This is a genomic window from Rivularia sp. PCC 7116 (assembly GCF_000316665.1).
In the GTDB taxonomy this organism is placed as follows: Bacteria; Cyanobacteriota; Cyanobacteriia; order Cyanobacteriales; family Nostocaceae; genus Rivularia.
The window spans coordinates 663430-689319 of the sequence record NC_019678.1 but is presented as its reverse complement, the minus strand read 5'-3'; the positions used below and the strand labels follow the sequence as shown (position 1 = coordinate 689319).

The window sequence follows — 25890 nt, the reverse complement described above, 5'->3', positions numbered from 1 at the left end:
TTCAGTATTTATAATTGATTAAAATAATAACGAAAATCAATATAATTAATCATAATCATTGAGAAAAGATAAATAAGATTTTCTTTGGGGTAAGAAAATAAATTGGAAGTTCATACTATATAGTACATTTGCCTATCTTATACATTTAATTTTGAATACTATTTAAGCAAATTTACGTAAAAAAACTGCTATAACAGTTTACAGGCTCAAATTTTGACTTCACTATCCCTTTTGGATGGTGTGGTAATTGTAAAATTATGCAAGGCGCACAATTTTTATGTTCCGCAAGTTAGTTCCTTTAGCGATTGTTACATTATGTGGAGTTGTAGTGATGCCAATGCCACAAAAGGCAAGTGCATCAACTCCTTTGACTAGGGCTGTAGTAAAGAAGTTGCATAACTGGGTACAACTTATGCCTCGGAATCGACCTAAACGGCGAGCCAGAAGGAGGGATACTATGAATCCTGGAGATGGACTAGCTACAGGTAGGGCTTCTTTGGCTGACTTGCGTTTCAACGATGGTTCTTTAGCGCGGATTGGTGAGCGAGCAGTATTTAGATTTTTGCCCAGAACTCGAACATTTAGACTATCGAACGGAACCGTGCTATTGCTTATACCACCTGGGCAAGGACGAACAAGAGTAAGAACCCGTAGCGCGGCTGCAACTATTCGTGGTTCGGCATTGTTTGTACGATACGATGAGCAAACAGATACTACAGTAGTAGGTTCGCTGACTAATAGCGGTATAGAAGTTTTTAATAAAGATGAATCTCGCTCTCGAGTACTTAAAGCGGGACAGTTAATAGTAGTAGTTAAAGGAAGAATTGAGGGATTATACAATTTTGACCTCAGAACTTTTTATGATACAAGCGATTTAGTACGGGGACTTGATTTAACTAACTCAAGCGATACAGGATCTGAAGATGCTGCCATAGCTAGTGTTCAAGCAGAAACGTCTGAAGCTGTAGCAAAACAGGAGCCGATTGTTGGCGATAAAATAGTTGAAAATCCATCTTTTCTAGAATTGAGTCCTGTTGCTTCGGAACAACCAGGCGAGCAAGTTGCTGATAATCCACCTACAAATACTTGGTTAGAAACGGGAGACTTTATTACAGATACTCCTGAGATAAACGAAGATAAATCACCATCCAATAACAACAATAATTTAACCCCACCTAGTAATAGCGGAAGTCCAACGCCTGCAACACCAACAACACCAACCAACGGCGGTGGAAATCCAACACCAGTAACTCCTTCACCGGAGCCTTCACCAACAACACCGACAACACCAACCAACGGCGGTGGAAGTCCAAAACCAGTAACTCCTTCACCGGAGCCTTCACCAACAACACCGACAACACCAACCAACGGCGGTGGAAGTCCAAAACCAGTAACTCCTTCACCGGAGCCTTCACCAACAACACCAACGACACCAACAACAGGTAGTGGGAGCCCAACACCAGTGACTCCTTCACCGGAGCCTTCACCAACAACACCAACAACACCAACGACAGGTAGTGGGAGTCCAACACCAGTAACTCCTTCACCGGAGCCTTCACCAACAACACCAACGACACCAACAACAGGTAGTGGGAGTCCAACACCAGTGACTCCTTCACCGGAGCCTTCACCAACAACACCAACAATACCAACAACACCAACAACACCAACCAACGGCGGCGGAAGTCCAATGCCACAAACACCGGAACCTTCACCAACAACACCAACCAACGGTGGTGGAAGTCCAATGCCACAAACACCGGAACCTTCACCAACAACACCAACCAACGGTGGTGGAAGTCCAATGCCCCAAACACCGGAACCTTCACCAACAACACCAACCAACGGCGGCGGAAGTCCAATGCCACAAACACCGGAACCTTCACCAACAACACCAACCAACGGTGGTGGAAGTCCAATGCCCCAAACACCGGAACCTTCACCAACAACACCAACCAACGGTGGTGGAAGTCCAATGCCACAAACACCGGAACCTTCACCAACAACACCAACCAACGGTGGTGGAAGTCCAATGCCACAAACACCGGAACCTCCACCCACAAACGGCGGTGGAAGTCCAACACCGACAACTCCACAAACTCCTCCAAATCCGCCAACAACAGAGCCTCCAGCGGCTGAACCACCAGTTAACGAACCACCTCCAATATCTACTTAGATAAATACAATGGTGCGTTATAGCTCCACCACATTGATGCTGAGGGCTTATAAACTCTCTTTAAAAAACCGCAGAGACACCTTACAGCATCAATTCCAGGGTTCCGTAGGAGCATCGGCATCTTTCAAAGGTATAGTATCTATCGATGAGTTATCTGTTAAAAAATTAGAAGAAGCAGAATCTGTCAATTGACAAATTGCTTCGAGTGCTTCTACGGCTGACTTATACCTTAATTCATGATTGTCAAGCACCATTTTGCGAAGAATTTGGGCAAAAGCCTTACTAGTAGTTGCTTTCTCAGTCCATTCAACTTCTTGGTTTTCGTCTATTGGTAATTCATGAGGGGGTATACCAGTTAAAAAGAAGATACCTATCATTCCCACAGCGTAAATATCGCTGCTATATTGCGGATATCCCAAACATTGTTCTCGCGGAGCATAACCTTTTGTACCAATACCAATGGTAAAAGCTGTTTGCTCTTGAGAATTAATTACTTGAGTAGATACTTTTTTTACAGCACCAAAGTCAATCAATACTAACTTGCCATCTGATTGCCGTCGGATAATATTGCTGGGTTTTATATCGCGATGAATTACACCTTTGTTGTGTACAAATACTAATGTTTGCAGTAAATCTTTGAGTATTTCAATTACTTCTGGTTCGCAAAGACGTTCTTCTGAAGATATTGCTCTATTCAAGGGACTACCGATGATGTATTCTTGAACTAAATAAAATTCTTCTTCTTCTTCAAAGTAAGCTAGAAGTTGGGGAATTTGATTATAATTTCCTAATACCTGTAGGGTTTGAGCTTCTGATTTGAATAAGCGTCTAGCTACTTGTAATTGCTCCGTTTTGTTATTAACTGGCTTGAGCTGCTTGACAACGCATCGTGGATTGCCTGGAAGCTTGGTATCTTCAGCAATATAAGTTTCGCTAAATCCACCAGAGCCTAAGACTTCGACAATTTTATATCTACCATCTAATATTTTTCCCGATATTTCTTTTAAGCGCTGTCCTAATAAATCTTTTAAATCATCTTGTTGAGATATTATTTCTTGTACGACGCGATTTGAAGCGTGCCTTTGTAAAATATCGACGAGTTGAGTTTTCCTTAACTTTTCACGAGCTACTTCGGTTCCGAAATAGCAAAGTCCAACCGTAGAAATTGCAAATATCGGTAGACTAGTAGGAAGAATTAACTGAGCGTAAACAAACAAACTATAACTAATTCCTGCCCAAACTGTAGCAAGCACAACACTGGTGACAAATCTCGCTGTACCTTGTCTGACTCTAGCAATTAACAGCGTAGAACCACCAACCAAAACTAGTACAAAAAGACTACGATGTAGTGAGGTCGAAAGTGGAGAGGCAATAGCTTTCCCTTCCATTAAGGTTGCGATCGCATTGGCATGAATTTCGACTCCAGCCATTTTTTCTGGATACAGCCAGCCAGAAGATAGAGCAATTTGGTGATAATCATCTCCTTTTTGCGTCCTAGCTGTGGAGCCTATTAGAACAATTTTGTCTTTGAATACCTTTCCGCCTTGTAGATTAGTATCCCAAAATTCTGGCTCAAAAACATTCCAAAAAGACAAAGTTTTAAATGTTCCCGCTCCTCCATAAAAATAGATGCGATCGCCTTTGGGTTGGGGATATTTTATATTGGCGGCTATTAGTACGGATTGGTCAAATGAAGGCATTGCGTTGGGAATTATGCCATCTTGCTCTGCGAGCTGCTTGAGAAAAACGTTTGCTAATTTATGAACTTTAGCATCTACCTCAAGAGGAAAGTTTACCGTTCCTATAGATACCGAAGTACTGCGAAATTGTTGATGTGGCAGTACCAATTGCCAAGAAATTCCTTGGTATGATTCAGATGTTTCGTAGAGTGCGGCTAAAGTAACTTTATCTCCATAACGATTTAGCGAATTAATAAATTCTTTATCATCGGCTTGCCCATGACTGCTTGGATAATCAAAAAGTATGTCTACGGCTACATGACGCGCCCCAGCTTGAATTAATTTCTCAATTACAAGGGCATATGCTTGCCGTCGAAAAGGGAAAGAATTGAGCAGTTCTAAATAAGATTGAGAATCTATTTCATAAGACTGCTTAGGAAGTGATATTGAATCATCGTCTATCGCTAAAATGACGATGTCTTTGGGGGGAGTTTCTTTTCCTCGTATTAAATAAAAAACGCTTGCTGCTTGATTTTCTATCCAAATCGTCAAATCATTGCCAGAACCTGCTAGCAATACAACCCCTAACACCGAGGCACCAGCAAGAATATGCCCTAAACGAGCCATCATCTTAAAGGATTGTGCCGATACAGTGGAAGTAGCTTGTTTCGGAAGACTTAGCAGTTTCTTGGCAGCAGACACATATTTTTTAGTTATGTTATATGTAGGTTCTTCTGCCATATTGTATTTGAAGTTTATTTACGTACAACAATGCCGTTCCGCTTTACACGTTATTTTGTGTAAGTTAACCTATTTATAATACTTAAATATAAATCTATATATATGAAAATATTATACAGCTATAAAGGATGATTCGATGTTATCTTTTGTAGTCATATATCAGTAAATTTTCTACTACAGAATCAATACGGCTTGAGCTATTGAAGAAGGGTATTAACTTAATCGAGTAGATCGTAAATGAAGGATAAACTACTTCGTTCCTTAAAGGGATTGCAAGTAAAAATATGTATATTTCATATTCTAATTATATGTAGCCTTTATGCTATGCCTGTAGCAAAAATAGAACTAATGTTTTTTCCTAATACCTAAAATTATTTTTACAAGTAAGTTTAAATACGGCAAAAATATTTTATAGAAGTTCTTTTGAAGCCTTGCAATGGCTGAAAAATGCAATATTGAATTGCGTCTTTCACGTCAGTTAATTTTAGGCTAGACATATTGCTTTATTAATTTAAGATGATTTCCTGTATAAGAGTGGGTACTCTATTATCTGTAAGCAATTGTTAAAAATCTTTACTCACTCATCGCTTTCTAAATACTGCAAAGCTAGAAAGCGAATGAAATGCTTCTTAATATATATGAGAAAATATACATTCCTTCTTTTTACCCATAGCAGTACTTAAGAGCCGCGTTTATTCAAAATCATAAAAACCATACTATCCCGTTAATAGTGTCGGATGCTCAAGCATCAAACTCTGGCTTGAGAGTTAGTTACCGGCTTTAGGAGTAAACTTAACTAATATACAGCTAAAAACTCTGTTACTTAGTCAATTTTATTGGTAGATTTTGATTACAGGTGTCTATAAGCATATCAAAGGTGAAAAACAATCTCTTGTTGCTTTAACCACAGTTTAATGTTTTAGTCAATCTCCTAAATTGGCAAATGATAGATAAAAGCTATACATGACAATATAATTTATATACAAGGCGCGAATTTGTCATTTTATTATTGCTATAATCTATTGTTCAATCTAGATTCATTTATATTTAATGGTGTAATTTCCTATGGAATCTCATATGACCCGTCTGTCTATTTTTGTAGACGGAAACAATATGTTCTATGCTCAACAAAAGAATGGTTGGTTTTTTGACCCGCGACGAGTATTAGAATACTTCAAATACGAGCAAATACATACAAATTTAATTAATGCATTTTGGTATACTGGCTTAAAAGACCCACAGGATCAACGAGGTTTCCGAGACGCTCTAATTAGTTTAGGATATACAGTACGAACTAAAATACTCAAAGAATACTACGATGACTCCTCCGGACGTTACTCTCAAAAAGCTAATTTAGATATTGAAATTGTCGTAGATATGTTTAATACAGTAGACCAATATGACAGAGTAATTTTATTTAGCGGAGATGGAGATTTTGAAAGAGCAATTGAATTATTACGCTCGAAAAACACTCATATAACTGTAGTGTCTACAGAGGGAATGATAGCAAGAGAATTACGTAATGCCACCGATAGATATATTGATTTAAACGAAATTAGAGACAGTATAGAAAAAACTGAAGCGTAGAGAAACTTTACAATTATTTAGAAAATTAATAGTAAAAAAATTTAAACTAGAAAGTATTGTTAGGCACAAGGAATTAATCAACAAAAATAAGCTTATGACAACTAATTCAGAACGAATCATTATTTTTGATACTACGCTTAGGGATGGGGAGCAATCTCCGGGAGCAGCGTTAAATATTGATGAAAAGTTGACTATTGCTAAGCAGCTAGCCCGTTTAGGTGTGGATGTAATTGAAGCGGGTTTTGCCTTTACAAGTCCAGGAGATTTTGAAGCTGTTAGCAGGATTGCTCAAACTGTAGGTACTGAAAATGGCCCAGTAATTTGTAGTTTGGCAAGAGCGAAGAAAGATGATATTAAGACAGCGGCAGAAGCAATAAAGCCAGCAGCAAAAGGTCGAATTCATACTTTTTTAGCAACTTCTGACATTCACCTCAAATATAAGTTGAGAAAAACTAGGGAAGAGGTGCTATCAATTGCTGAAGAAATGGTTGCTTATGCTAAAAGTTTCACTAATGATATAGAATTTTCACCAGAAGATGCAGGACGTTCCGATCCTGAATTCCTTTATCAAGTTTTGGAACGAGTTATTGCGGCAGGAGCTACAACAGTTAATATTCCCGATACTGTTGGTTATATAACTCCAAGCGAATTTGGAGCTTTAATTAAGGGAATTAATGATAATGTTTCTAATATAGATAAAGCGATTATTTCGGTTCACGGACACAACGATTTAGGATTAGCTGTCGCGAACTTTTTAGAAGCAGTAAAAAATGGTGCAAGGCAACTAGAATGTACCATCAATGGTATTGGAGAACGCGCTGGAAATGCAGCTTTGGAAGAATTGGTAATGGCTTTGCACGTTCGCAGGCAGTACTTTAATCCTTTCCTGGGGCGAGCAGTTGATTCGGAAGCAGGATTAACTAATATTGATACTCAGCAGATATACAAAACTTCTCGTTTAGTTTCTAATTTAACGGGAATGTTGGTGCAGCCAAACAAAGCAATTGTCGGTACAAATGCTTTTGCTCACGAATCTGGAATTCATCAAGATGGGGTGTTGAAAAACAAGCTCACCTATGAAATTATGGATGCTCAGTCAATTGGTTTGACAGAAAATCAAATTGTTTTGGGCAAACTATCTGGAAGAAATGCTGTTCGTACTCGTTTGAAAGAATTGGGTTTTGAACTATCAGAGAATGATTTGAACAAAGCATTTGTGAGATTTAAGGAAGTTGCTGACAAAAAGAAAGAAATTACCGATTGGGATTTAGAAGCGCTTGTAAATGATGAAATTCAACAAGCACCCGATTTGTTCAAGTTGGAATTGGTACAGGTTTCTTGTGGTAGCAATGCAAGTCCAACAGCAACCGTGACTCTACGCAATCCACAAGGCGAAGAATTAACTGATGCAGCTATTGGTACCGGGCCGGTAGATGCTATATATAAAGCAATCAATCGAGTGGTCAATGTACCGAATAAATTGATTGAATTTTCCGTACAATCCGTTACTGCAGGCATTGATGCGATTGGAGAAGTAACTATCCGCTTGAAGTATGAGGATAAGATTTATTCCGGTCGTTCGGCAAATACGGATATTATTGTTGCATCGGCTCAAGCTTATGTAAATGCCCTCAATAGGTTATATGGAGCATTACAAAATAAGCAGAAGCAGCAAGTAACCGCGTAGCAATATTGTGGAATAATTCTTTTAAAGATATAGGAACCCGGTATCTTCAAGATATCGGGTTTTTAATTCAATAAGATAATTCCTTAATATTCACACTCGCTTCGAGTTGTAAACCCAAAGCTAAACGAAGGAAGAGGGAAGAAGGAAGAAGGTTAGAATTTTGATGGGAATGTGAACAAGGTGGTTCGGCACAAAGAATACTCTGTCCGCCGACACGCCGCCCCAACCCATTCACGCGGAGCGTGGGAGGTATCTTTCACGGCTTTGTTGCCTCTTAATTCAACCCATATGTTTAGTTAATAGCAAAAGTCCGCCTCTATAGGATTAAATAAACAATGGATTAAAATATTAACAATTAGCAGCCAAACACAAAATAAAATATTATAAATTTTATACATATTATAATTAATTACAATAATGACTTTAGTTTCAATTATTATTACTTCTTATAATAAAGCTGCATATTTAGAACAAGCCGTTAAAAGTGTTTTGGCGCAAAGCTATTCTAATATTGAATGTATTATTGTTGATGATGGTTCAACAGATAAAACAGCAGAAATAGCCCAAGAACTAATTGCTAAATATCCGCAAATACAGTATTTTATTAAACCTAATGGTGGTATCTCTTCAGCACGCAATTTTGGTAACAGTAAAGCAAATGGAGAGTGGATTCAGTTTTTAGATGCTGATGATTGGATTCACGAAGATAAAATTAGATTTCAATTAGAATATTTGCAAACCTTTTCAGGACAAGAGGCTTTTGCATACGCAGACTATCAAAGAGTTTATGTTGATAAAAACCATCGAATAACTAAGCGCATATCTCATCAAGTTGGTCAATTATCCAAGGAGGAGTTAATTCATAGACTGTTGATTTGTCCTGATTTTTTGGCTAAATCTCCCTTTCCTTTATTACAGCAAGCAATGCTGTTTAAAAAAAGTATTTTTGATAATTATCAGTTTGATGAAACTTTAAAAGCCTGTGAAGATAGGGAATTAATGCTTTATTTATTGATGAATAGTAATATTTCCTATGTTTATACGCCAATAATTGGAGCTTATTATCGGAAACACTCTGCAAATTTGACAGATAATGGTTTGTTGATGCGAGAATCTTATATTCGCTATTTTGAAATTGTTAAACAGAAACATAGAGATTCAATTAGTTTGAATAATAAAAGTTTAGATTTGTTAGTAGATAAAGCAATAGAATTAAGAGATACTTATTTACTTGCAAGAGTTGCTCGATTGATTAAATTCCCAACTTATATTTTTGATGGGAACATAAGAGTTAGTAATTATTTTATGTTGAGAACTCTTTACACAATAAGATTAGCCTTACCCAACTTTATTTTATATAAACATCTTAGAGGACCTCGTTCACAAAAGATTATAGCTTGGTTTTCTAAATTCAAAATATAAATTATTTCAAATAAATCAAAAGCAGAGTCCAGCAATCGAATATATTTGAATATTAAAATGGTGCATTACCTGCGAAAGCAAATGCTTTGCGATCGCCTAAATTTTTCGTCGCACCATAACATACCCTCTATTAAGATTCTATACTTTTAATAAATTTCTCAATAGCCTTTAAGTAAGACTTATTTCCAGGTTTATAAATCCGAAAATGTCCTGCTTGCGGAACTTTAAATAATTGCTTGGGTTCCGGTGCTAAATTATATAATCTACTACTCATGTATGAGGGTACAACACTATCCGCGCTTCCATGAATGAATAAAACCGGAATCTGTAATTTTTTGATTTTGGCAATTGAATTAAACTTTTGTGTAAGCAATAAATCAATCGGAAATATTTTCAACCAATCTTGCTGTTTGACTGTTTCAGCCATTGAGGTAAAAGAACTTTGCACGATTAAACCACCTGCTTGAGGATGTTTAACTGCTAAATCGATTGCAACTGCACCTCCTAAAGATTCTCCATAGACAATAATATCTTTCGGTGAGATGCGTTTTTTATTAACAAGATAATTCCATGCTGCTTGAGAATCTTGATAAATTTGCGATTCGTTGGGATGCTGTTTTCCTTTGCTTTCACCAAATCCTCTATAGTCAATAACTAAAACTGAAAATCCTAGCTGTTGCATTGCTTGAATTCTTGCAAGATAGTTGTAGTAACTTTTATTGCCTCCAGCACCGCATAAATACAAAATAGTTTTGGGTGAAGAAAGAATTTTGACTGGTTCATTGGGGATTGAATCTATTTTGTCATGGGGCTTTGGAGCATCAAACCACCAACCATCTAAATATTCATTTTTGTTGTTAGTAATTGAAATTTTAATATTTTGATATCTCAGATTGAAATCTGGAGCCGTGGGAAGCATTTGTAGTTCAAGCTGAGGACGGAATATTAAATAACGCTGCTGTAAATACAAGTATAGAGAAAATGAAGCGTAGAATATCGTAGTGAATAATAAGCAAGTTAATAGCAGTTTACGACGAAAAAAGGACAGACTCAAAGAACTTGCCACAGTGATTTCCCCTATTTATCGATTCATAAATATCTTCACAAGATTATTTATAGATTCCGTAAAGTTATTGCTGATAAATGGTTATTTTGTCATGGGATAATGATTTCATCTAAACATTATTTCAGCTAATTTACGAATTCCTTCCGTAAGCTGTGTTTCTGTAAGTTCTCCGTAACCGAATATAAATTCACATCTAGAATGGGCAGTGAGATAATGTGGTTTAGCAGACATCATTCCTATACCAACTTTTGCAGCGCTTTTAATTATCTCTTCATCACTCAAGCTGCTTTTAAAGCGCACCATTACATGAATTCCTGCTTTTTCTCCTAAAATCTGGGCACGTTTTCCAAAGTGTTTTTTTATGGCTTTTACTAGAGTCTGACGACGTTGATTATATATTGAGCGCATTTTTCTAATATGACGCTCTAAATATCCTGATTCTATAAAGTCTGTAAGTGCTTGCTGTTCTAATATTGGTAAATGTCTATCACTCAACCATTTTGCACGAGCGAATATTGCAACTAAACTTCTAGGAAGTACTAAGTAACCGATTCTTAAAGATGGAAACAATACTTTTGAAAAAGTCCCGATATAAAGTACTGAATCGCTTGTATCCAAACCTTGTAACGCGGGAATTGGTTTTTCACCATATCGGAATTCGCTGTCATAATCATCTTCAATAATTAATGCTCCATTTTGTTGCGCCCAATTCAGTAATTCTAAGCGTCGCGGTAATGATAAAATTGCCCCGGTAGGAAACTGATGGGAAGGAGTAACATAAACTAATCGAACGTTTTTTTCTGTCTGATTGGCTAACTCTTTTACTAATAAACCTGAACTATCTACCGAAACGGGTAAAATTTGAGCCTGTTGAGTTTCAAAAATAATTCTGGCGCTTAAATAACCGGGATTTTCTATTGCTATCGTTTCTCTAGGTTCAATTAACAAACGTAAAATTAAATCGAGTGCTTGTTGGGTACCGTTAGTAATTAATATCTGTTCCGGCTCGCAATTAACCGCACGGCAACGAGCTAAATAACGTTTGATTGCTTCTCGTAAAGGTTGATAACCATTAGGCTCTTGGGAATAATCAAGCCAATTAAAACTAGCGTTACAATAACGCGAAAGTAATCTTCGCCATATTTTAATTGGAAATTCACTTAATGCTGGTGTTCCATAACGAAAGTTGATTTGTAATTTCGGCTCTGAAATTCTAGGGACATTTTCTATATCAGCTAAAGTCTTTCCGTATTGAGATAATTTAATTGATGAAGCGTTACTTTTTTCTATACATTCTATTGGCTTTAACTCAATTAAATTATCAGGTATTTGTTGACAAACGAAGGTACCCGCACCCTTAACTGTTTCTAAATAACCTTCGCTTAAAAGTTGTTCGTAACTCGTGGTAACTGTGAAACGAGAAATTGAAAGGGATTTAGCCAAAAACCGGGTGGAAGGAATGCGTTCCCCTGGTGCTAATCTGCCGCTGAGAATTGCTTGACGCAATTGTTCGTACAGTTGCTGATGCAAGGATTTTGATAAATTGCTATCGAGAATTATCGCTAAATCCATAAAATGGCAAGATTTACGTATGTGTCACAAAAATCGGCTGGTGCGTGACAATATAAGCTTTACGATCGCGTTCAAACTACTCGCTTGTGTCACAGCAACGGCAATAATGCGGGAAGAAAGTCTACACCGCATTTTGCCTCCCCTACAACAAATTGTGCCAGTTACGTAAATATTAAATGGATATTATTAATTTTTGCAAATAAATATTTTTATACTTTAAAATAATTTTCGATGTTTAATAAAGCATGAATAATAGCTTTGTAGAAACAGTGAACAGTGAGCAGTAATCAGTTATTTTCTACCCCCTCTTCCCCCTCTTCCCCCTCTCTCCTTATCTCCCCATACTTTCATCTATCTAAAAAAACTCGGCAAATGCAGATTAGTTAAAGTTAAAATTATCATGCTTTACCTAGCAGTAACATGAAGGCTTTGCTGCAAAAGTTTCTCCATTTCCTCTAGTTCGCATTGCTTAGCCAACTTCATAATTTTCTCAGTAAAAAGCAGATATTGACTATTTTGTTGAGCTATTTCTTCAGCAGCTTTCAGAATCTTACTTAATGAACCATCCTGAGTTAATTGCAATAGTTTTTGTAAGTCTTCTGGGGCTGGTAAAATTTCTTCTGCATCATCTTTAGAAATCGTAGAAGATAATTTAATATCATCAGTTGTCTCGTATTTCCAAGTTAGTTTTAAATGTTTAGCTATAATTTCCAATAAATCTTCAAAGTTTATAGGTTTGGGTAGGAAATCATCAGCACCTGCATCTAAACTCTTCATCCTATCCATATCTGATACCGATGCTGATGCAATAATTACTTTTATATGCTTAATTTGCGAGTCATTGCGTAGGTGCTTAAGCATTTCAAAGCCGTCCATTTCTGGCATCATAATGTCAGTTATAATCAAATCAAACGGTTGTTGTTTAGCTTTAAGTAATGCTTGTTTACCGTTTTGCGTTTCAGTTAGTTTAAACCCAAGTGGTTCTAGTAATCCGATTAAAACTGAGCGATTTTCCCATAAATCATCCACTACCAGGATACGACGAGGAACATCAGAGTAACCCACAATCTGCCCTTGATGATTCTGGGATATATTTTGCGTCCAATTATCGCAAATACCAAAGCTAAGCTCAAAACTAAAAGCGCTACCTAACCCCAATTGGCTTTCGACTTGAATCTTGCTACCCATAAGCTCAACAATTCTTTGACTAATAGCTAAACCTAAACCAGTTCCCTCGGATTGCTGTTTTTTGTCGCCAACTTGTTCAAAGGAGCCGAAGATTTGGGTTTGCTCGTTTTCGGCAATACCAATACCTGTATCTTCTATTTGAAAGTTGATAGAAACAATCGGTTTTTCATTTGTCGATTCACAAAAGTTAGTGCATTTAACTGTGAAGGTGACGCTGCCATGAACTGTAAATTTGATCGCATTATTGAGCAGATTAATCAGCACTTGGCGAAGTCGTTTTTCATCAGCCAAGATACTAACAGGAAGATTTTTATCTGGCTCGTAAATAAAATCAATTCCTTTTTGTTCTGCCTGTACCCGAAATATTTCTATGACTGTTTCCAAAAAAGAAGGAAAATGAATCTGTTGAAATTCTAATTCAAGTTTACGAGCTTCGATTTTGGAAATATCTAAAATGTCATTAATAAGGGTAAGTAGATGAGAAGCACATTGATAAATGATTTGGGCACCACGATGTTCTTTTTCTTGTAGTTGATTTGACCGTTTAAGTATTTGGGCATAGCCTAAAATACCGTTTAAAGGGGTACGAAGTTCGTGGCTCATGTTCGCCAAAAATTCACTCTTTGCTTGGTTAGCAGCATCCGCAGCTTCTTTGGTATATTCCAGTTTTTCTGTATAAATTTGCCGTTCCTGTAAAAGTTGGTTAACGCGATAAATTAGTTGATTAAAGGAAGCAGCTAGCAATCCTACTTCATCTTTAGTTTCAATAGGACTTTGTAAAGTAAAATTATCTTCTTCAGTAACCTGTAAAGCTATTTTATTTAAAGTTTGGATTGGGTAAGCAATTGTTCTACTGATATAAACAGCTATAATCACTCCAATTGCAATAGATATTCCCATACTTAAAATAATAATTCGGGTACGTATTTGTTCGGCTTTAATTAAATGAGTTTCATGTAAACTCTCTTGTTTTTCTGCAAGCTCATAAAACTTAGTTAATTTATCGGCAATTTCAACAAAATCGGCAAACTCCCGGCTTTTGGCTAAATTAACTACCAGCTTTTCGGCTTTTTCTTTGTTATCAGGTGATGTAATTAATAATGTGTCAACCTCATCTACAACACTTCGCGATCGTGTTCTAAATTTTGCAACGGTTACCTTATAATCTTCAAGTAGTGGTTGTAAACCTTTTAGTGTAAGAGGTTGACTAGATTGATTATAAGTAGTCAACATAGTCTGAATTTTATCGATGCGTTCAATTAACTCCATACCCTCGCGACGGAATGCTTGCTTATCTTGCAAATGGGGAGTTAGTTGCTTGGTAATACGATTGTACAAAATACCAACTTGCAATCTGCTGAGAAATTTTCTTTCTTTAGAAGCTGTTTGTCTAGCTTGTAGCACTTTGTGTTGATAATTATTTCCTACAACTAATCCCGTTCCCGTACCTAAGAGCGCAATTGTTAAGGCGAGTAAGTAACCGAAAATAATTTTGTTTTTAATTTTCATTATTATTTAAGAGGCAATTCGATTAAAAATTCTGTTCTTTCACCTAATGTTGAATTACAACTTAGATTTCCTCGATGTTTTTCTACCACTATCGAATAGCTGGTTGATAAACCCAAACCCGTACCGCTACCAACAGGTTTTGTGCTAAAAAATGGGTCAAATATTTTATTTAAAGTTGATTTACTAATACCAATACCATTATCTTTGATACTGATGAAGATAGTTTTTGTATCTTTAAATGAAGTGCTAACTGTAATTTTTGGTTTGTTTATTGTTTTATCTCGTAAAGCGTCAATCGCATTACTGATAATATTCATGAATACTTGATTTAATTCAGAGGCATAGCAGTTAATTGCTGGAAGCTGATTATAATTTTTAATTACTTCAATTTCTGGATATTTATCATTTGAGCTAAATTTATGCTGCAAAATTAACAAAGCACTGTCAATTCCAGCATGAATATCTACAGGCTTTATTTCGGCTTCATCCAAGCGAGAAAAGTTTCTTAATGACAGAACTATTTCACGGATACGTACTGCTCCAGTCTCTATTGAATCGAGTATTTTTGGTAAGTCTTCAATCAAATAATCTAGTTCGATATCTTTAATTTTTGATTCAATTTCCGGTGGAGATTGAGGATAATGCCTTTTGTATAAATTAATCAATTCAATCAATGATTCTGCATATTCTGAAGCTGGATTAAGATTACCGTAAATAAAACTGATGGGATTATTTATTTCGTGAGCAATACCGGCAACAAGTTGACCTAATCCAGACATTTTTTCAGTTTGAATTAATCGGGATTGAGTGCGTTTTAATTCTTTTAAAATAGATTCTAGTTCAGCAGCTTTTTGGGTTACTTCTTGAGTACGTTCTTCAACTTTTTGCTCTAAAGTATGAGAATAGTTTTCTAATTTACTGTAAAGCTGGGCATTTTCTAGAGAAATAGCTGCTTGGGTGCATAGTAAATTGAGAATTTCAACACGATGCTGTGTAAATGCACCAATCGTCAAATTATTTTCTAAATATAGCAAGCCGATTAATTTTCCTCTATCTAAAATCGGCATACACAGCGAACTTTTAGGTTGTTGAACGATGAAATATGAATCGGCGATAAAATCACTTTGTGCTGTACCGTCATCTAATACGATTATTTTTTGAGTACGTTTGACATGGTTAATTAATGTAGTGGGGATGTCTTGGCTGTCTTGGTATGGTACATCAAGCAAGTTTAAACTTCCGGAAGAGCTAGCCAGTGCTTTGAGCATTAAGGTTAAGGTATCTTCGTTTAGCAAAATCAAAGCGGCTTTTTCAGCTCCTGCATTTTCTATCACCACTTGCATTAACTTAGAAATTAATTTTTCTAATTGAATTTCACTAGATAATGCTTGTGAGGCTTTGAGAATGCTGCTTAAGTCGAGATTTTCTGAAATATAACTGCTGCTAGAACTAGTTGTCTGCATAACTTGTCTAGTAAGTTTCGATTGATTGAGAGTTGGAAAATAATTTTGTTGTGTTTTTATAATGTTTGCAAGTATTTGGGGGTATCTTTTTTCTAAATCATCAGTTTTGGCTTTAGCTTCCCATTTCGCATAGCAATAGTAAGCTTCTTCTATATATATTTGAGCAAATTTATCTTTATTCCAGTCAAGATAAAATTTACCTGCCAGCTCGTTTGCTAAAGCTTCTTCATGAATAAATTTATTAGCTTTTGCTTGAGATATAGCTTTATCGTAATTATCAATAGCATTAATAAAATCACAATTAACTCGATTAATTTCTGCTTGTAATAGCAAGTATTTATGCTGAAAATTTTGCGGACATTGTTCTGCCCATATTTTAAGTTTATCTTCGTGTGATTTTATTTTTTCCCAGTATGACTTTTGTTGTTCTTTCTGCATACTTGGCAAGCAGTTGAGAAAAGTTAAAGGTACATAAAAATGGTATTCTCCAGAAGTGACAAAACCAGCCATTGTTAATACCAGTTTTTCTGCTTCCAAGGCATGTTTTAAAGATAAATCGGGCTGGTTTAGCAAGTAAAAAAATTGACATTGATAGGTACGATCAATTGCAACTGCTAATGGACTTTGGTATTGAATATATTTGAGGTTTGAACTATTTTCGCCTAATAATTTAAAAACAGTAAACTGAAGCGCTGATAAGATTTCAAATCCTAGTTGATTTTTAGTTTTCTTGGTAAAATGAAGCCAATTGCTAATTTCTTTCTGAATTTGCTTTAATTTCGTACCCTTAAAATTGAGGATGCAACCTAAAGCAAACAGGTTGTAACCTGCAAATTGGATTTCTCCAGATTCTAAACCTGCTTGATACCCACTAAGAGCAACTTTTTCAGCATCAGCAATGGGTTGATTCCAGCTATATAACCAACCACTTAAGAGCAAACTTGCTTTACATAGTTGTCCCTGGTTTTGGTGAATTTTACTGAGATTATAGGCAAGCGTGCCAAATTCATAGCCAGTTTGATAATCCCCTAAAACCGTACCCAAAATTAATCCATAATTTGCATAGGCTTTCGCTGATTCCGCAGCGTTACCATATTCTAAAGACAGTAAAACTGCTTTTAGAGAAACGAACATATACAGATTCAAATTTCCAGTAATGTAGTTTGGTGGATCGAGATTAATCAAAAGCTTGATTGCTGTTTTTATCTGCTCTTGATTCATCATCGGTTTATTCAAAATAGAGACAATTTCTTGTTGCTTAAACTCATCTCTAACTTTTTTTAATTGCTCATATATAGAAGATTGCAGATTATCTTTTGGTATTTGAATACCTAATAATATGAGTCCTTTTTCTCCCAATTTGTTTGCTTGCTCGTATTTTCCTTCTAATGTGAATTGCACAACTAAAAGGTTATAAAGGTCAGCTTTTAGTATATTTGAATTAGCTTTATTTATAATATCGTAAACTAGTTTTTCTGCTCGTTCAAAATTACCATTAAGATGTTCTGTCTCTGCTAGCAGTCGATATAGTTCAAAACTTAATTCGTATTGATTCTCCCAACAGTCGAAAGCAAGCAAACTAATTCCTTGACTGAAATAACTAATAGCAGCAGTATATGCAGTTGATTCCTTAGCTTTTCGCCCTGCTTGCAAGTTTAGTCGAGCGATTTTTTCTTGAGTTTTTGCGTCTTCCTTACAAAAACTCAGACCATTATTAAGTTGATTAACAACTTCAAAAAGCTTTTCTTCCAACTGTCGCTTTGAAATTGCTGTTAATAGTGCCTGCCCAATTTGCCAATGAGTTTTTTGTTTTTGTTCCTCTGGAATCAAAGAGTAGGCTGCTTGTTGAACCCTGTCATGCAAAAACTTATATTCAACAACTTCCGTAGCCTGGGAATTATTATCTATATCCTCTCCAACAAACAACTTATAAACATCACCTTGTGGTAAGACTATACCATTTTGTAAAGCGTACCATAGACAAGCTGCTGTTTCTTGATTTGATTGTTCGGAGATAATTGATAACGTTTCTAAATCAAATTTATTACCGATACAACCAGCTAACTTCAAAACATTTTGTGTCGATTCTGGTAACTTTGATAATTGAAGTACCATAAATTCAACTACATCATTGGTTAATCCTGCGGAATGAACTTCGCTAATATCATATTGCCAATATCCTGCTTTCGTATCAAAGTTAATTAATCCGTCATTATGTAAAGCTTTGAAGAACTGAGTCGCAAAAAATGGATTACCTTTAGTTTTTTGATAGATAATATTAGTTAAAGGTTTTGCTACTTGCTTAGAACATGAAAGAGTATCTGCAAGTAAATTATTTAAGCTCGCTTTATTTAAATTTTTCAGAGTAATGGTATTGACTATTGTTCCGTTTTTTTTAATAATATCTAATACCAACATTAAAGGATGAGCGGGAAATACTTCGTTATTTCGGTAAGCGCCAATCATTAATAAATAGCTAGTTTGTGATTCGCACAAAAGTAACTGCATCATTTTCAAAGATGCCGAATCAGCCCACTGCAAATCATCTAAAAATACAACTAAAGGATGTGCCTTTGTCGTAAAAACTTGAATAAATTTTTGAAATAATAAATTAAATCTATTTTGTGCCGCAATTCCGAATAATTCCGGTGCCGATGGTTGCTTATCAATAACTAATTCTAGTTCAGGAATTACATCAATAATTACCTGGGCATTATCTCCTAAAGCTTTTAATATCTCTTGTTTCCAACTTGACAATTGAGCATCGCTTTCACTCAATATTTGTCCCATTAAATCTCGAAATGCTTGGATAAAACCGTCTAAGGGAATATTACGGTTAAACTGGTCAAATTTGCCTTTAATAAAATAACCGCGTTGTTTAATAATTGGTTTATGAACCTCATTTACCAATGCAGTTTTTCCAATACCAGAAAATCCTCCTACTAGTATTAATTCCGCTTTATATTCTTTACAGGGCTTTGTTTCTAAAAAATCGTTTTTTTTCTCACTCAATAAACAAGACAAAGTACCAGTAACTCTGTCAAATGCGGCTAATATTTGCTCAACTTCCCGTTCCCTGCCGTAAAGCTTTTCAGGGATAATAAACCTATCACAAATATCTCTTTGAGCAATTATAAAATTTTCTATTTTGCCAATATCCCGTATTCGCTTTAGACAAATCTCTAAATCATACTTTAATCCTAAAGCACTTTGATATCTGTCTTCTGCATTTTTCGCCATTAATTTCATGACGATATCTGAAAGTACCTGTGGAATCTCTTTTCCCCTCTCCTTAATAAGGAGAGAATTAGGGTGAGGTTTATTTATGTTTGGTGGTTGTTTTGCAATATGACAATGCACCAACTCTATGGCATCTTGCGATTTAAACGGTAATTCTCCCGTCAGTAATTCGTAAAAAGTAACACCTAAAGAATATAAATCAGTACGATAGTCAATACCGCGATTCATTCTTCCAGTTTGCTCTGGAGATATATAGCTTAAAGTACCTTCTAAAACCGATGGGCTAATTAAAGTTTGGGTTTCTTTTGGAAGTAAAGAAGCAATACTAAAATCGATTATTTTAACTTGCTTGGTAGCTGGATTAATTAATATGTTCGCGGGTTTAATATCTTTATGAATTATTCTATAGCGATATAAAGCATCTAGGGCATCGCATAGGGAAATTGCTATTTTAATAAATTCTTCTAAAAACGCGACATTATCTATAGAAGCGGTGTATATAGTCTTTAAATTATTAGTGAAATATTCTTGAAGAGAAATTCCTCCCATGTCTTCCATTATTAATGCACAGATATTACGATTATCTTCTTCTAAGCCATAGGATTGAATGATGTAAGGTGAGCATATATTTTTGGTGATGCTGTATTGGTTACGGAAATGTAATAATTCGCTGAAGCTTGGTAATGAATTTTTGAGACGTTTAATAATTACAGGTTTGCGGTCAGCTTGTCGAACACCACGATATACAATTGTTCTAGAACTGTTGTAAAGTTGTTTTAAAATTTGATATCCATAGATGCTAGACATAATACTGAATCCCTGGTGCTTATGGATTTAGTATTCCCACATCTTACATAAAAATTATATTTTAAGTTTTTAGCATCACTTTTAATAATTACCCTATCAAAGATAAAAACTGATTGATAAGGTTTGAGCTTAGTCGAATTTTTATTAAGGTTGAATAGGTAATTCAATTAAAAATTCCGTTCCCTCTTCAGGAGCAGAAACACAACTCAAATTGCCTTGATGTTTTTCTACTACTATGGAATAGCTAGTTGATAATCCCAAACCCGTTCCGCTACCAACAGGTTTTGTGGTAAAAAATGGGTCAAATATTTTATTTAAAGCCGCTTCGCTGATACCAATACCATTATCTTTGATACTAATTAATATATTTTTATTATCTTTAAATGAAGTGCTTATCGTAATTTTTGGTTGATTTTCTTGTTTATCTCGTAAAGCATCAATTGCATTACCGATTATATTCAGAAAAACTTGATTCAACTCAGAAGCATAACAATTAACTTCAGGAAGTTTACTATAATTCTTAATTACTTCAATTTCTGGATATTTATCATATGAGGTAAATTTCTGCTGTAAAATCAATAAAGTGCTATTAATTCCTGAATGAACATCTACGGGTTTTAGCTCAGCTTCATCCAAGCGAGAAAAGTTTCGTAATGAAAGAACAATTTCACGAATGCGTTGTGCGCCTGTTTGCATGGAATTGAGCAGTTTTGGTAAGTCTTCTATTAAATAATCAAGGTCTATATATTCTATTTTTGATTCAATTTCCGGTAGGGATTGAGGATAAAGATTTTGATATAAATCAATTAATTCAATTAAATCTAAAGTATATTCCGAAGCAGGCTTTAGATTACCGTAGATAAAGCTGATGGGATTATTTATTTCATGAGCAATACCAGCAACAAGTTGTCCCAAACTAGACATTTTTTCGTTTTGAATTAGTTGAGCTTGAGTCTGTTGTAGCTCTTTTAAAGTTTGCCTTACTTCTTGGGTTCTCTGTTCAACTTTTTCTTCTAAAGTATGAGAATAGTTTTCTAACTTACTATAAAGTTGAGCGTTTTCTAAAGAAATAGCAGCTTGGGTACAAAGTAAATTGAGAATTTCTACACGATTTTGTGTAAATGCACCTGTAGTTAAGCTATTTTCTAGATACAGTAACCCAATTATTTTTCCTTGATTCCAAATCGGCATACAAAGCAAACTTAATGGCTGTTGCTGTATTAAATATGAATCGGCGATAAAATCCGAGTTTTGGGTAGCATCATCTAATACGATTATTTTTTGATTGCGTTTAACGTGGTTAATTATTGTAGTCGGGATTTCTTGGCTGTCTTGGTATGGCAAATTAATCAGCTTTATACTTTCACAAGAGCTAGCCACTGCTTTGAGCATTAAGGTTGAGGTATCTTCATTTAGCAAAATTAAAGCAGCTTTTTTAGCTCCTGCATTTTCCATTACCACTTGCATTAACTTGGAAATTAATTGTTCTAATTGAATCTCACTTGATAATGCTTGTGAGGCTTTGAGAATGCTAGCAAAATCCAGAGCTTCATCAACACTGGTACTGTTACGATTTGTTTGGATAGTTTGATTGAGGATGAAAGATTTATTAACACTAGAGGAGAAAGTTTCGTTTAATCCAAGATTATTTTGCTGTGTTTCTAATATGGCTGTTAGTAATTGAGGATAGCGTTTTTCTAAGTCGTCGGTTTTGGCTTTTGCTCCCCAGCGAGCATAGCAGTAATATGCTTCTTGCATATAGCCGCTTGCAACTTTTTCTTTACCCCAATCTAGGTAAAATTTAGCTGCGAGTTCGTTGGAAAGCGCTTCTTCTTGGATATATTCGTTTGCTTTAGCTCCAGATATAGCCTTATCGTATAGTTCAATTGCTTCTGCTTTTTTTCCTAATATTCGGTATTTTTCGGCTGCTACCAAGTCAACTTTATGTTGATAATTCATCGGTGCATATTTTGCCCAATGTGCTTGCAGTTGAGTTTGATTTTGTTCTACTCGCTCTAATAATTCTGATGTCTCCTCAGATTGTGTCAAGGCTGCTAAAATAACCAAAGAATCATAGAGATAAAACGCAGGTTCGCAAACACTACCAGTCAAACTTACTAAATAACGTTTCACTTCAAATGCATGGTTTTTAGCCGATTCAATATCGCCAAATAAATAGCAAAGCATTAGCTTATACAAGTAGAAGTAAACTAACCCATTTAAGTCATTGGCTTCTATAAGTTTGGGCAGAAATTCGGCTTCTTCGAGCGCTTCTCCTAACAAAATACTTGGATGCTTAGCAAAACCCAATAAATTTAAAATAGATTGCAAATAGATTCGACACCAATTAACCGCACTCAACTGATTCAACTGCACCAAAACATTGCAGTAGGCTCTTATCTCCCGCTCCAAAGCAACAAGGGGCTGAGAGCACCAAAAAGCATGAAGACAATAGGTGCTGGTATTATATCCAACGAATTCCAGGTGTCCGACTTCTAGCGCCAACCTGTACCCTTCTTCCGCAAGCGGTAGAGTTTTTTTAATGTGAGATTTGCGGTGTATGATAAAGAACGACACTACGTTCAACATTTCTGGTTTGACAGTTTTAGCATCCAGTTTAAAAGCGAGTTCAAGTGCCAAATCACCAAATTTTACCGCCGTTTCCACATCTTGCAGCATATTGCAAGCAATGATGCTATAGCAAGAATAAGCTTCGGCTGAAGCTTCGGTATTTCCATATTGAATCGATAGCTTGATTGATAAGGATATTAGCAATGGAAGCAAGGTTGAACCACTCCTATAAGCGGGTATAACAATGCTAATAGCAATCTGGAGAATGGCAATTTTTTCTGCATCCGCCATTATTGGCAGGTTAACCAAATCTTCTATTTCTCTATCTTTAGTCAGTTTTTCAATAACAGCAATACTGTTTTGTATATCTTCCTCTGTAGGTGTGTCGGGGAAAGTGATACCCAACTGTTGTAAGATTTGTTTACCAATGGAAATAGCTTCGCTGAGTTTATTCTGTAAAAGATTTGCTTGAATTCTAATTCGATAAACATAGACCTTTTCTAGTAAAGAGTTTGCTTTGGCGATAACTGCATCAACAAAGTTTTCCATCTCCTGGAAGTTACCGCAAAGTGAAGCCAATTCTGCTCCTAAGTCGTGGAACTCTAAACTTATTTCATATTGACTTTGCCAAGCATCTTCTAATAAAGATAATCCGATACTGACATATTCACGTCCCATTTGATATGCAGTTGCACTTCTAGCTTTACGACAAGCAATAAGATTGAGTTTGGCTAATTCCGTGCGCTGTTTTTGCTCGGTAATTAAACCAGTTCCATAGTTTAATTGATTGACTATTTCAAAAATTCGCTCTTCTATAGCTTCGGGGGAAGTTTGTTGTAAAAGCAGTTGTCCGATGTCATAGTGAGTTTTTTGTTTTTGGTTGTCAGGAATTAGAGAATAAGCAGCTTGTTGAACTCTGTCATGGAGAAATTTATAGTTAATAATTTGCTCTGGAATCAAGCTAGTATTTGTTTCAAACTCTAAATAAAACTTGTAAACCTCACTTTGCGGTAAAATTAAACCTAATTGTAAAGCTTTCCATAAATTTGTAGCAGTTTCAGTTTCAGATTTTTGACAGACTATTGCCAAAGTTGATAAATCAAATTTATTGCCAATACAAGCAGCCAATTTCAAAATATTTTGCGTTGATTCTGGCAATCTTTGCAACTGCAATGCCATAAATTCAACAACATCATGAGTCAACGCTAAAGTTCTTACCTCGGCAATATTGCATACCCACGAACCCGCATCAAAATCAAATTTAATTAAACTATCTTCATAGAGTGCTTTCAAAAATTGCGTACTGAAAAATGGATTACCTTGAGTTTTTTGATAAACCAATTGCGTCAGCGGTTGTGCTGATAAAGGAAGACAATTAAGAGTCTCTGCAACTAATTCATTTAAGCTTTCTTGCTTTAGTGGTGTTAAGGTAATTGTGTTAACTATTGCTGATGATTTAGCAATTTTTTCTAAAGTCAACATTAAAGGATGAGCCGGGAATACTTCGTTATTTCGATAAGCTCCAATCAGTAATAAATATCCGCTTTCAGATTCGCTCATTAGTCGCTGCATCAAATTTAAAGATGCTGAATCTGCCCACTGTAAATCATCCAAAAATACTACTAAAGGATGTTCTTTTGTTGTAAAAACTTGAATAAAATTTTTAAATAATAAATTAAATCTATTTTGCGCCGCAGTTCCTGATAATTCCGTTACGGGTGGCTGTTTTCCAATAATTTCCTCTAATTTGGGAATTACATCAATAATTACCTGTGCGCTACCTCCTAAAGCCTTGAGTATTTTGTGTTTCCAATTTGATAATTGAGCATCATTTTCACTTAATAATTGTCCCATTAAATCCCGAAATGCTTGTACAAAAGCATCCAAAGGAATACTACGATTAAACTGGTCAAATTTGCCTTTAATAAAATAACCGCGTTGTTTAACAATAGGTTTGTGAACTTCATTAATAACCGCAGTTTTACCAATACCAGAAAAACCTGAAATAAGCATTAATTCCCTATTGCCATTTGATACTCTATCAAAAGCAGCTAATAATTGTCCAACTTCAGTTTCTCTACCATAGAGTTTTTCGGGGATAATAAATCTGTCACAAATATCTGCTTGTGCAATTTCAAAATTTTCTATTTTTCCCGTTTCTTTTAATTGGTAAAGACATTTTTCTAAATCATGCTTTAATCCCAAAGCACTTTGATATCTATCTTCAGCATTTTTCGCCATCAACTTCATGACGATATCTGAAAGCACTTGTGGAATCTCCAATCCCATCTCCTTAAGAAGGAGAAGATTAGAGTGAGTTTTATTTGTTTCTTGTCCCCTCTCCTTAGCAAGGAGAGGGTTAGGGTGAGGTTTATTTATCGAAGGAGGAGTTTTCGCAATATGACAATGCACCAACTCCACTGCATCATCCGATTTAAAAGGTAACTCCCCTGTCAATAATTCAAATAAAGTTACACCCAATGCATAAAAATCAGCCCGGAAATCAACCCCCCGATTCATCCTTCCGGTTTGCTCTGGTGATAAATATGCAAGCGTCCCTTCTAAACCATTAGGATTTTTAATTTGTTGGGTTTCTTTGGGTAGTAAAGAAGCAATACTAAAGTCAATTAATTTAACTTCTTTTGTTGATGGATTAATTAAAATATTGGCAGGTTTAATATCTTTGTGAATAACACGATTTTGGTGAAGATTGTAGAGAATATTGCTAATTTTTACCGTAATTGATAAGACATCCTCTAAAGAAGCGACATTTCCCCCAACCATATATTCATACAGCGACACCCCACCAAAATCTTCCATAACTAAAGCATAGCTATTTTGGTGAGGTTCGAGACTGTAAGGGAGAACAATTTCAGGAATATCTAAGTTTTTCGCAATTGTATATTGATTGCGAAGCTGCAACAACTCATTGAAATCAGGATGAGAATTTTTGAGTATTTTTATAATTACAGGTTTCTGCTCAGCTTCTCGAATAGCACGATATACTAAGGTTCTCGAACCGTTGTAGAGTTGTTCTAATATTTGATATCCGGAGATGCCAACCATGCTGCTTTGATTTAAATCTAAATGCTTCCGGATTTATTGTTCCCAAATTATTAGATTGAACTATAGTTAAATCAGTAATCTTTATGCTTAATTGTGTTTAGTGCAAGATGCTCCCC

At 35.7% G+C, this 25890-nt stretch carries 10 protein-coding genes; 4 read left to right on the top strand and 6 right to left on the bottom strand.

Going from position 1 to position 25890, the window contains the following annotated elements; all coding sequences use genetic code 11:
* Positions 1–277: 277 nt before the first annotated feature.
* Complete coding sequence (locus RIV7116_RS33605) at positions 278–2176, top strand: FecR family protein (RefSeq protein WP_015116703.1); 1899 nt, start codon at positions 278–280, stop codon at positions 2174–2176.
* A gap of 89 nt (positions 2177–2265) precedes the next feature.
* On the opposite strand, the gene RIV7116_RS02565 is transcribed toward RIV7116_RS33605, so the two are convergent.
* Positions 2266–4596, bottom strand: a complete 2331-nt coding sequence (locus tag RIV7116_RS02565) for a serine/threonine-protein kinase (RefSeq protein ID WP_015116702.1) — start codon at positions 4594–4596, stop codon at positions 2266–2268.
* 1065 nt (positions 4597–5661) lie between these two features.
* On the opposite strand from RIV7116_RS02565, the gene RIV7116_RS02560 reads away from it, so the two are divergent.
* The 3 genes from RIV7116_RS02560 (at position 5662) to RIV7116_RS02550 (ending at position 9292) form a co-directional block, all read left to right on the top strand.
* Positions 5662–6183 carry an NYN domain-containing protein gene (locus tag RIV7116_RS02560; RefSeq protein ID WP_044290726.1) on the top strand — a complete coding sequence of 174 codons (522 nt, stop codon included), beginning with the start codon at positions 5662–5664 and terminating at the stop codon, positions 6181–6183.
* A 94-nt stretch (positions 6184–6277) separates the two neighbouring features.
* A complete protein-coding gene (locus RIV7116_RS02555) occupies positions 6278–7870 on the top strand; it encodes a 2-isopropylmalate synthase (RefSeq protein WP_015116700.1) in 1593 nt (530 codons plus the stop codon).
* A 417-nt stretch (positions 7871–8287) separates the two neighbouring features.
* Positions 8288–9292, top strand: coding sequence for a glycosyltransferase (locus RIV7116_RS02550; protein ID WP_015116699.1), 1005 nt, complete (start codon positions 8288–8290; stop codon positions 9290–9292).
* Between the two features lie 130 nt (positions 9293–9422).
* On the opposite strand, the gene RIV7116_RS02545 is transcribed toward RIV7116_RS02550, so the two are convergent.
* The 5 genes from RIV7116_RS02545 to RIV7116_RS02525 all read right to left on the bottom strand — a co-directional run bounded on the left by RIV7116_RS02545 (position 9423) and on the right by RIV7116_RS02525 (position 25774).
* The gene (locus RIV7116_RS02545) at positions 9423–10358 is read right to left on the bottom strand and encodes an alpha/beta hydrolase (protein ID WP_015116698.1); all 936 of its coding nucleotides are present in this window, start codon (positions 10356–10358) and stop codon (positions 9423–9425) included.
* 105 nt (positions 10359–10463) lie between these two features.
* Positions 10464–11930 (bottom strand): PLP-dependent aminotransferase family protein, encoded by a 1467-nt coding sequence (locus RIV7116_RS02540; protein ID WP_015116697.1) that lies wholly within the window; start codon positions 11928–11930, stop codon positions 10464–10466.
* A gap of 405 nt (positions 11931–12335) precedes the next feature.
* Entirely contained in the window at positions 12336–14627 is a 2292-nt protein-coding gene (locus tag RIV7116_RS02535) for a response regulator (protein ID WP_015116696.1), read from the bottom strand.
* Between the two features lie 2 nt (positions 14628–14629).
* On the bottom strand, positions 14630–20137 hold the full coding sequence (locus RIV7116_RS02530) for an ATP-binding sensor histidine kinase (RefSeq protein WP_015116695.1): 5508 nt from the start codon (positions 20135–20137) through the stop codon (positions 14630–14632).
* Between the two features lie 144 nt (positions 20138–20281).
* Positions 20282–25774, bottom strand: a complete 5493-nt coding sequence (locus RIV7116_RS02525) for an ATP-binding sensor histidine kinase (RefSeq protein ID WP_015116694.1) — start codon at positions 25772–25774, stop codon at positions 20282–20284.
* Positions 25775–25890 lie beyond the last annotated feature (116 nt).